Genomic DNA, 9,842 nt, shown 5'->3' on the forward strand with positions numbered 1-9,842 from the left:
GTGCCGAAGCGCACCAGCTGGACCTGCCCGGTCGGGGTGGGCGGGGAGCAGAGCACCAGGGCGGTGGCCTGCGCCGGCCAGCGGGGCACCGTGGCGACCAGATTGGCGCGTACGCCGTCGTCGGTGATCGGGGTGAACACCGTACCGGGCGCCACCACGTCGGCCACCGAGGCGATCGCCTGGCGTACCGCCTCCGGGTCGGGTGAGCTGCTGCCGGGGTGGTCCGGCAGGACAGCGGCGGCGGCGAATCCGGCCGCGGTGGCCTCGGCGGTGCCGAGCGAGAAGAGGTCCATCGCGGCGTCGCGGACCAGGACGCCCGCACCCGCACCGTCGTCGGTCAGCGGCGCGGTCAGGTAGCCCCGGATCACCGCCACCGGCATCTGGTCACACTTGCCCTTGATCAGTTCACCGGCGGCAGCGAGTTCGTCGACCACCGCCATCTGGGTGAGGGTCAGCTCGTTGCCGTACGGGTCGACCTCGCCCCGGTGGTCGCGGATCGCCGCCATGCCGGCGACGCCGAGGGCCACGTCGGTGAGTCCGTTGCGCCAGGGGCGGCCCATGGTGTCGGTGATGATCACCGCGACGTCCACGCCGTAGCGTTCCCGCAGGCCGGCCCGGAGCGTCCGGGCCGAGGCGTCCGGGTCCTCGGGGAGCAGCACCAGCCGGGTCTTGTCGACGTTCGAGGCGTCGATGCCGGCCGAGGCCATCACGAAACCGTGCCGGGTCTGCACGATCCGGGTGGCACCCCGGGTGGCCACCACCCGGGCGGTCTCCGTCGCCAGCACCGCGTCCCGGGCGGCCAGCCGCTCCGGGCCGTCGGCCGGGACGTCCACCAGCCGTCCCTCCGCCTTCGAGACGATCTTGCTGGTGACCACCAGCACGTCGCCGTCGCGCAGCCAGGGTGCCGCGCCGCCGATCAGGGCCGCCAGGTCGTCGCCCTCGGTCACGTGGCCGATGCCGGGCACCGGCAGGATCTCCAGTTTCACGTCAACTCCACCGCGGCGCGGACCATAGCCGCCGTCGCCGCCTCGTCGGTCATTCGCAGCGGCACCGCACGTACGGTCACCTCCGGCACCACGGTCTGCGCGTCCTCCTCGGCGACCAGCCAACCGTCGAGCAGGCCGCCGCCGGCCCGGGAGCCGTAGAGCCCACCGACCCCGGCGGCACTGCACTCGACGTTGAGCACCGCGAGGCAGCGGTCCGCCATGCCCCGCACCGGCGCGCCGCCGATGATCGGCGAGACCCCGACCACCGGGGCCGGCCCGTCGGTCAACGCCTCCCGCAGGCCCGGCACGGCCAGGATCGGCGCGATGCTGACCACCGGGTTGCTCGGCGCGATGAGCACCACGTCGGCCGCGCCGATCGCCTCCGTCACGCCGGGTGCGGGTTTCGCGGTCTCGGCACCGACGAAGACGAACTGGTGGGTCGGCAGCTGCGCCCGGTGCCGTACCCACCACTCCTGGAAGTGGATGGCCCGCCGGCCGCCGTCGAGGTCGGCAGCATCGGCGTTGTTCGTGGCGGCGGGGCTCGCCAGCTCACTCGTCGCGCTCACGACCGCGTGGGTCTCCAGGCGGTCGTCGGTGGCCGGCAGCAGGCGTACGCCGGGCTGCCAGCGGGTCGCCAGCGCCTCGATGACCTGGTGCAGCGGGTAGCCGGCGTCCAGCATCGTGGTGCGGACCAGGTGGGTGGCGATGTCCCGGTCGCCCAACCCGAACCAGCTCGGTTCGGCCCCGTACGCGGCCAGTTCGTTCTTGATGGTCCAGCTCTCGTCGACCCGGCCCCAGCCCCGCTCCGGGTCGGCGCCCCCGCCCAGGGTGTACATGACGCTGTCCAGGTCGGGGCAGACCCGCAGCCCGTGCAGGCGCAGGTCATCGCCGACGTTGACCACCGCGGTCACCTCGGCACCCACTTCCCGGGCGTACGCCCGGACTCCCAGCAGGAACCGGGCACCGCCGATTCCCCCGGTCAGAACCACGATCCGCATCCGCCCATCCTCGCCTACCTGACGCCTTCGGCGGCGCGTCGCCCGGGGAGACTAGGCTCACGTCGGCACCTGTCCGCTTTCGCCCTCAGGGAGAGTTCGTGACCAGCCCCGCCGAGCCCCCGCCCACCGACCCGACTCCGGCCAGCCAGGCGACCCGGCCGTTGCGGGAACTGGCCGCCGTCGTTCTCCTGGGCGCGAACGCCGTCCTCCTCTTCGTCGGCCTGATCCAGTTGCTGAGCCCGCAGGGGCCGTACAGCACGGTGACCAACCGTGCCGGCGGTGCGTCCTTCACCTTCATCGGGCTGGTGCCGATCGTGTTGCCGCTCCTGGCGGTGCTGCTCGCCACGCACGTGGCGCCGGTCGTGCCGAAGGCGAAACTGATCACCAAGGTGGCACTCGGCGAGTACGCGGTCAGTGCGCTGCTCGGTGGCCTGACCCTGCTGGTCTGGTTGGTCGGCCAGTTGGCCGAGGCGCAACTCTTCGACGCCTTCACCGGCCTGCTCACCCGGGTCGCCTGGATCGCGTTGTTCGCGGTCGCCGCGTACCTGGTGTGGAGTGTCTGGCAGCGGCTCTACCACGTGCCCCAGCCCAAGCCCGAGCCGGGCCTGTACGGCAGCCCGCAGCCGGGTTGGTCGCACCAGGGCAACCCGGGGTATGCGGGCCAGCCGGGTGGCGGTTGGTCGCCCCCCGGCCAGCCGAGCGGATGGCCGGAGAGCAGCCAAACCGGTTACACCGGGGCGGGCCAGCCCGGTTACACCGGGGCGGGCCAGCCGGGTTACACCGGGGCGAGCCAGCCGGGTTACGCCGGGGCGGGCCAGCCCGGCGGGTACGGCGATGCTGGTCAGTCGGGGTGGCCGGTGGCCGGTCAACAGCCGTCGACCGGTCAACCGCCGGTGGCCGGTGGGCAGCCGTCGACCGGTGGACAGCCGTCGGCCGGTGGACAGCCGTCGGCCGGTGGACAGCCGTCGGCCGGTGGACCGCCCTCGTCGCCGCACACCTGGCCGCCGCACGGCCAGCCGGCGGTCCCGCCGCAGTCGACGGCCCCGAGCGCGCCGTCGCAGAGCACCGGGCCGCAGTCGGAGTCTGCCGGTGCGTCTGCACCGCCGGTGTCGCCGAGTGCGCCGCCGTTCGGGCAGCCGGCCTCGGCCGACCCGACCCAGACCATCCCGCGCCAGGGCGCTGACGCGGCCCAGCCGGTGCCGCCCGCCGATGACGCCGAGGCCGACCGCACCCAACGCATCGACCCGAGCTGACGGGCCGTCCCGCAGCCTGGTGCGCCCGGTGCGGGGGTGAGTGCGCCTCAAGCGGCAGCGCCTAGGCTGGGCGGATGGTTGATCGGAGCGAGCCGGCGACGCAGGAGGCGGGCGTACGGCGAGCGTTGCACCGGGCCGCGGCCGGACGGGCGATCGACGTCGACGAGGCGTCGGCGTTGTTGACCGCTCGGGGCGCGGCACTGGAACAGTTGTGTGACATCGCCGGGGCGATCCGCGACGCCGGTCTGCGGGACGCCGGCCGGCCTGGCGTGGTGACGTACTCGAAGAAGGTTTTCATCCCGCTGACCCGGCTCTGCCGGGACCGCTGTCACTACTGCACGTTCGCCACGGTGCCGCACCGGTTGCCGGCGGCTTTCCTCGACCGCGACGAGGTGCTCGCCATCGCGCGGGCCGGCGCGGCGCAGGGCTGCAAGGAGGCGCTGTTCACCCTCGGTGACCGGCCGGAGGAGCGGTGGCCGGCGGCCCGGCAGTGGCTCGACGAGCGGGGCTACGAGTCCACCCTTGACTATCTGCGCGCCTGTGCGGTGGCGGTGCTGGAGGAGACCGGGCTGCTGCCGCACCTGAACCCGGGTGTGCTCTCCTGGTCGGAGCTGCACCGGCTCAAGCCGGTCGCGCCCAGCATGGGCATGATGTTGGAGACCACCGCGACCCGGCTCTGGTCGGAGCCGGGTGGCCCGCACTACGGCTCGCCGGACAAGGAGCCGGCGGTGCGGTTGCGGGTGCTCGACGACGCCGGCCGGGTCGGCGTCCCGTTCACCACCGGCATCCTGATCGGCATCGGCGAGACGCTCGCCGAGCGGGTGGACGCGATCTTCGCGATGCGCCGGGCCATGCGGGAGTACGGCCACCTCCAGGAGGTGATCGTGCAGAACTTCCGCGCCAAGCCGGACACGGCGATGCGCGGCATGCCCGACGCGGAGCTGCACGATCTCGCCGCCACCGTGGCGGTGGCCCGGGTGCTGCTCGGGCCGAAGGCCCGCATCCAGGCACCACCCAACCTGATCGCCGGTGAGTACGACCTGCTGCTGCGGGCCGGCATCGACGACTGGGGTGGGGTGTCGCCGGTGACCCCGGACCATGTCAACCCGGAACGTCCCTGGCCGCAGCTTGACGAGTTGGCCGCGCGTACCGCCGCCGCCGGGTTCACGCTGCGGGAGCGGCTGACCGTCTATCCGGACTATGTCCGGGCCGGTGAGCCCTGGTTGGATCCGCGCCTGTTGCCGCACGTCAACGCGCTTGCCGATCCGGCGACCGGGTTGGCGGTGGAGTCGGCCCGGCCGGTGGGCCGGCCGTGGCAGGAGCCCGACGAGACCTACGGCGGGCGTACCGACCTGCACGTGACCATCGACACCACGGGTCGTACCGAGGATCGGCGGGGCGACTTCGACCACGTCTACGGCGACTGGTCGGAGGTGGCGGCCCGGGTGGACCGGGGTGTCACCGCCGGTGCCGGGGACGCGGAGCTGCGTACCGGCCTGCGGCTGGCCGCCGACGATCCGGCGGCGTTGTTGGAGCCCCGGCACGCCGACGCCGCGTTGGCGTTGTTCGGCGCGGACGGCCCGGCGCTCGACGAACTCTGCCGGACCGCCGACGAGCTGCGCCGGCACGCCGTCGGTGACGACGTCACCTACGTGGTGAACCGCAACATCAACTTCAGCAACGTCTGCTACGTGGGCTGTCGGTTCTGCGCCTTCGCCCAGCGGGAACGTGACGCCGACGCGTACCGGTTGTCGGTGGAGCAGGTCGCCGACCGGGCCGAGGAGGCGTGGGCGGCGGGTGCCGGCGAGGTCTGCCTCCAGGGCGGCATCGATCCGAAGCTGCCGGTGAGCGTCTACGCCGAGCTGGTCCGGGCGATCAAGGCACGGGTGCCGCAGATGCACGTGCACGCCTTCTCGCCCATGGAGATCGTCACCGCCGCCGCCAAGGCCGGCGTCTCGGTGCGGGAGTGGCTGACCGGGTTGCGCGAGGCCGGGCTGGACACCATCCCGGGCACCGCCGCGGAGATCCTCGACGACGAGGTGCGCTGGGTGCTGACCAAGGGCAAACTGCCGACCGCCGCCTGGGTCGAGGTGGTCAGCACCGCCCACGAGCTGGGCATCCGGTCCAGCTCCACGATGATGTACGGCCACGTGGACCACCCCGGGCAGTGGCTGGCGCACTTCCGGGTGCTGGCCGGCGTGCAGGACCGCACCGGCGGGTTCACCGAGTTCGTGGCGTTGCCGTTCGTGCACACCAACGCCCCGATCTATCTCGCCGGCATCGCCCGGCCCGGCCCGACGTGGCGGGAGAACCGGGCGGTGCACGCGATGGCGCGGGTGCTGTTGCACGGCCGGATCGACAACATCCAGTGCTCCTGGGTCAAGCTGGGCGACGCGGGCACCGTCGAGATGCTGCGTAGCGGCTGCAACGATCTGGGTGGCACGTTGATGGAGGAGACGATCTCGCGGATGGCGGGTTCGGGCAACGGATCGGCGCGTACCGAGGAGCAACTGCGGTCCATTGCGGAGGCAGCCGGGCGGCCGGCCCGTAGGCGCACGACTTCGTACGGTCACATGCCGGTCTGACGTCGAACCTTCGGGCGCTGTGGGCCGTACCTGTCGATGCCGGCGGCGGTAGCGGCGAGGATCGCCGCCGGCACCCCTGCGGAGGTCGGTGGGAACGCTTCCGGTCTCCGTCCGCCATCGCGGGCGCGTGCGCGCCGCCGCTGGAAAGGTTGCCCATGAGAACTCAGACGCGCAGGCGGGGCTGGCCGAAGCTGACCCGCCGTCAGACGTTGACGGCTGCGGCCAGTGCCACTCTCGGCGCTGCCACGCTCACCGTGACGGGCCTGTCGGTTGCCGGTGAGCGCGGCGGCAAGGCGGCCGGTCTCGACGAGACGATCGTCGTGCATCTTCGCGACGCCCGTAACGGCACGCTCGACGTGTTCGTCGGCGAGTCCCGCCTCCAGGTGCGCGACAAGGACCTGGCGGACCGGCTGCGCCAGGCCGCCTCCCGGGGCTGAGTTCATGTCCACCGGATCTCGCGCCGCCGCGCCGGCGGCTGCTTCGCGCGCCGCCCGCCGGTCCGCTGAGTTCACCAAGCGGTGCTGAGCGTTTCCGCTGCCCCGTCCTAGCGAACGGGTCGGCGTCTCCGGCCCGGCGCGGGCTCTCAGCGCCCGGCCGGCCATCCGATTCATCATTTTGCCCAGTGAGGTGGGTTCGTCATGTCTTCACACCGCGAGGCACCAGAGATCGCCAAGGATCCGGTCGCCGACTCGTCGGATCTGTACGCCTTCGTCACCCCGGACAAGCCGGACACGGTGACGTTGATCGCCAACTACGTACCGTTGCAGCTGCCCTCCGGCGGACCGAACTTCTTCGAGTTCGGCGACGACGTGCGATACGAGATCCACATCGACAACAACGGTGACGGTCACCCGGAAGTCACCTACCGCTTCGAGTTCACCACCGAGATCACCAACCCGAACAGCTTCCTCTACAACACCGGCCCGATCGAGTCGTTGGAGAGCAAGAACTGGAACCGGCGGCAGTTCTACAGCCTGACCCGGATCGCCGACGGCAAGAAGCAGCTGCTGGCGAAGAAGCTGCCCTGCCCGCCGAGCAACGTCGGTCCACTCTCCATCCCGAAGTACAACGACCTGGTCCGCCAGGCCACCTTCGGTCTGTCCACAGGGGAGAAGGTTTTCGCCGGGCAGCGCGCGGACGGCTTCTACGTCGATCTCGGGGCGATTTTCGACCTCGGTACGCTGCGCCCCTTCCAGCAACTGCACGTGGCCGGCAAGAAGCTCTTCCGCGATCCCGGTAAGCCGGTCAACGCTCTGGACCGGATGAACGTGCACAGCCTCTGCATCCAGGTGCCGCTGAACAAGCTGCGCCGCCGGGCCAACCGCTATGACCGGAAGGACGCCGCGTCGGTGATCGGCGTCTGGACGACGGCCTCGCGCCGGCAGGTGAAGGTGCTCGGCGACAAGGTGGCGGCCGACACCAGCACCGGACCCTTCACCCAGGTCTCCCGGCTGGGCAACCCGTTGTTCAACGAGGTCATCGTGCCGATGGCGCAGAAGGACCTGTGGAACACGCTGCCGCCGTCGGAGGACAAGCGGTTCGCCAAGTTCGTCGAGCAGCCGGAACTGGCCGCGCTGCTGCCGGTGCTCTATCCGGGCGTCTTCAACAACCTCGACAAACTCAACAAGTCGAAGAAGGCTCGGGCCGACCTGGTGGCCATCCTGCTCACCGGCATCCCGGACGGGCTGATCGACGGCTTCAGCAACAGCACCGGCGACGTGCAGGCCGACATGCTGCGGCTGAACACGGCCATCAAGCCGGCTGCCCGCCCGAACCGGCTGGGCGTGCTCGGCGGTGACCTGGCGGGGTATCCGAATGGACGACGGGTCACCGACGACGTGGTGACCATCGCGTTGCGGGCCGTCGCCGGACTGACCGTGCCGCTTGTGGACAAGAACTTCACGCCGGACGACGCGGCGGCGGCGGTGACCCCGGGGCTGACCGAGGCGGACGTGACCGCGCCCTTCCTGCGGAGCTTCCCATTCCTCGGGACGCCCTACGACGGTTTCAACAACCCGCCGGTACGGGCCTGAGTCGGAGGCGGGAACATGAGCCATCATTCACACGCGTACGGGCCCACGGGCAGCGGCGCGGTGCTGCTCAACCTGGGCGGCGACACCGGCGCCTTGATCATCCATACCGGACGAGAGCTGCTCGGCCGGGAAATCGAGGTGAGCCGGGCCGACCGGGCGGGCGAGCCGCGTACGCACTCCGCGGTGCGGGAGCGTCAGGTGCTGGACGGCACCTTCCACAGTGCCGTCTATCCGGACCTGCCCGCAGGCCGCTATACCGTCTGGTGGGACGATGACACGGCTGCCGGCACGGTCACCGTGGTCGGTGGCATCGTCGCCGAATTCACTTGGCCCACCAGCGCATCTTCGCCCATCGACTGAGTCGCCGGGCACCACTGACGACCGCGCCCCGTCCACGATGTGGACGGGGCGCGGTCGTCGTGTACCCGCTCGAGGGGCAGGACGGGCGGAGGCACGTTAACCTTGCCGTTCAAGATCAACGGATCTGGCGGTGAGCCCGCCCGGGCCTCCGGCCGGGTCCGATCGTGCGGATGGGGAGCCGTGCGCCACGGGAGAAAACTCTGGCAACTCGCCGGGAGGGGCGTTACTCGTCCGGGGTCTGAATCGATAGGGCAAGGCGAGACGGGGGTGGTCCGGACGGCCGTCCGGGCGCGTGTCGGGAGGGCGACTCCAATATCAAGTTTGGCTTGACGGCGCACGCATTACACGCGTGTAATTTGAATGGGGTTGTTCGCGCGGAACGCAACAAAAGGGATCCGGACGGACAAACACGCCTTTCGCGTGGGGGGTTGCAGCGGCGATGACGCCGGTGCGCGACAAGGAGGCAATTGATGGACGGCCAGCTCGAAGCGGCCGACCTGCTCGGGAACGCGCCGGAGTGGCAGGAGCGGGCGCTGTGCTCGCAGACCGACCCGGAAGCGTTCTTCCCTGAGAAGGGCGGCTCGACCCGGGAAGCGAAGCGAATCTGCACGCGCTGCGAAGTCAAGGCCGAATGCCTTGAGTACGCGCTCGGCCACGACGAGCGGTTCGGCATCTGGGGTGGGCTCTCCGAGCGGGAGCGCCGCAAGTTGAAGCGGCGGGCAGCCTGAGTCGTCGGGACCGGGGCGGTTGGGGGACCGCCCTGCCCCGCGACACGGCTCAGGCCAACTCGTCCGGGTCGACGCCGAGCAGGTTCGCCACCTGCTCGATGATCACGTCGTGCACGAGATCGGCGAGATCCTCCCGATCCATCGCCCGGAACTCCAGCGGTCGCCGGTACAGCACGATCCGAGGCGGCAGTTCCTGCCGGCCGGGTCGACCCGGCAACAGCCGGGCCAGCGGCACCTCGCCGTCCTCGAGCACGTCGGAGTCGTAGACGTTCAGCTCAGGCGGGACGTCCTCGACGGCGAACTCCACCCCGGCCAACTCCTTGGCGAACCGGCGTTCGAGCGACTCGACGGTGTCCAGGACCAGATCGTCGAAGATCTCCGCCTTGGTACGCGCCAGCGGCACGGTGGCCGGCACCAGCCGCCCGCGCAGGCCACGACCGTGCCGATCGCGGTGGGCCCGCCGGCTGGCGCCGGGGCGGCGGTTGTCCGGGCTCGTCATACGGCAAAGGGTAGCTTCCGGAAGTGTCCGGACCGCATCAGCGCCGCAGCCATGGCGAGCCGCGCCGCGCCAGAAATGTGATCACCCAGACGGGCGTGTCGTAACGCGAACCGGTGCGCCGGACCCGGTAATGGAGATACCCTGCGCCGGTGAGGTCACCACGGCGCTGCTCCCGTAACGGCTGCCCCCGGCAAGCGGTCGCCACCCTGACCTATGTCTACAACGAGTCAACCGCTGTGGTGGGCCCGCTGGCGGCCTTCGCCGAACCGCACACGTACGACCTCTGCGAACCGCACGCCCGCAGCCTGACCGCCCCGCGCGGCTGGGAGGTGGTCCGGCACGAGGGCGAGTTCGAGCCGCCCCCGCCCACCACCGACGACCTGGTCGCGCTCGCCGAGGC

The 9,842-nt window shown here is 71.2% G+C and carries 10 protein-coding genes; 7 read left to right on the plus strand and 3 right to left on the minus strand.

What is annotated here, in order from left to right; all coding sequences use genetic code 11:
- The coding region (locus tag C1I93_RS24250; protein WP_111245599.1) for a coenzyme F420-0:L-glutamate ligase at nt 1-986 on the minus strand (986 nt) is incomplete at its 3' end.
- Nucleotides 983-1,984, minus strand: a complete 1,002-nt coding sequence (gene cofD, locus C1I93_RS24255) for a 2-phospho-L-lactate transferase (protein ID WP_111245600.1) — start codon at nt 1,982-1,984, stop codon at nt 983-985. The genes C1I93_RS24250 and cofD, both read right to left, overlap by 4 nt.
- Nucleotides 1,985-2,082: 98 nt before the next feature.
- Between cofD and C1I93_RS24260 the strand changes: the two genes are divergently transcribed.
- The 6 genes from C1I93_RS24260 to C1I93_RS24285 all read left to right on the plus strand — a co-directional run bounded on the left by C1I93_RS24260 (nt 2,083) and on the right by C1I93_RS24285 (nt 8,943).
- Entirely contained in the window at nt 2,083-3,237 is a 1,155-nt protein-coding gene (locus tag C1I93_RS24260) for a hypothetical protein (protein WP_111245601.1), read from the plus strand.
- A 74-nt stretch (nt 3,238-3,311) separates the two neighbouring features.
- Entirely contained in the window at nt 3,312-5,822 is a 2,511-nt protein-coding gene (locus C1I93_RS24265; RefSeq protein WP_111245602.1) for a bifunctional FO biosynthesis protein CofGH, read from the plus strand.
- A gap of 155 nt (nt 5,823-5,977) precedes the next feature.
- Entirely contained in the window at nt 5,978-6,259 is a 282-nt protein-coding gene (locus C1I93_RS24270; protein ID WP_111245603.1) for a hypothetical protein, read from the plus strand.
- Between the two features lie 201 nt (nt 6,260-6,460).
- The gene (locus C1I93_RS24275; RefSeq protein WP_111245604.1) at nt 6,461-7,855 is read left to right on the plus strand and encodes a DUF4331 domain-containing protein; all 1,395 of its coding nucleotides are present in this window, start codon (nt 6,461-6,463) and stop codon (nt 7,853-7,855) included.
- Nucleotides 7,856-7,870: 15 nt separating this feature from the next.
- A complete protein-coding gene (locus C1I93_RS24280; RefSeq protein ID WP_111245605.1) occupies nt 7,871-8,215 on the plus strand; it encodes a phospholipase in 345 nt (114 codons plus the stop codon).
- A gap of 470 nt (nt 8,216-8,685) precedes the next feature.
- The gene (locus C1I93_RS24285) at nt 8,686-8,943 is read left to right on the plus strand and encodes a WhiB family transcriptional regulator (RefSeq protein WP_111245606.1); all 258 of its coding nucleotides are present in this window, start codon (nt 8,686-8,688) and stop codon (nt 8,941-8,943) included.
- Nucleotides 8,944-8,992: 49 nt separating this feature from the next.
- Here the strand turns inward: C1I93_RS24285 and C1I93_RS24290 are convergent, their stop codons facing one another.
- Nucleotides 8,993-9,442 (minus strand): metallopeptidase family protein, encoded by a 450-nt coding sequence (locus tag C1I93_RS24290; protein ID WP_111245607.1) that lies wholly within the window; start codon nt 9,440-9,442, stop codon nt 8,993-8,995.
- 149 nt (nt 9,443-9,591) lie between these two features.
- Here C1I93_RS24290 and C1I93_RS24295 point away from each other — a divergent pair.
- Nucleotides 9,592-9,842 (plus strand): DUF3499 domain-containing protein (locus tag C1I93_RS24295; RefSeq protein ID WP_111245608.1); only part of this gene is annotated, 251 nt, incomplete at its 3' end.

Origin of the sequence: Micromonospora endophytica (genome assembly GCF_003236305.1) — a bacterium.
In the GTDB taxonomy this organism is placed as follows: domain Bacteria; phylum Actinomycetota; class Actinomycetes; order Mycobacteriales; family Micromonosporaceae; genus Micromonospora; species Micromonospora endophytica.

Coding starts and splice junctions, on each gene's coding strand:
- C1I93_RS24280 (WP_111245605.1), top strand. CDS start 7,871: ATGAGCCATCATTCACACGCGTACGGGCCCACGGGCAGCGGCGCGGTG.
- C1I93_RS24285 (WP_111245606.1), top strand. CDS start 8,686: ATGGACGGCCAGCTCGAAGCGGCCGACCTGCTCGGGAACGCGCCGGAG.
- C1I93_RS24270 (WP_111245603.1), top strand. CDS start 5,978: ATGAGAACTCAGACGCGCAGGCGGGGCTGGCCGAAGCTGACCCGCCGT.
- cofD (WP_111245600.1), bottom strand. CDS start 1,984: ATGCGGATCGTGGTTCTGACCGGGGGAATCGGCGGTGCCCGGTTCCTG.
- C1I93_RS24265 (WP_111245602.1), top strand. CDS start 3,312: ATGGTTGATCGGAGCGAGCCGGCGACGCAGGAGGCGGGCGTACGGCGA.
- C1I93_RS24275 (WP_111245604.1), top strand. CDS start 6,461: ATGTCTTCACACCGCGAGGCACCAGAGATCGCCAAGGATCCGGTCGCC.
- C1I93_RS24290 (WP_111245607.1), bottom strand. CDS start 9,442: ATGACGAGCCCGGACAACCGCCGCCCCGGCGCCAGCCGGCGGGCCCAC.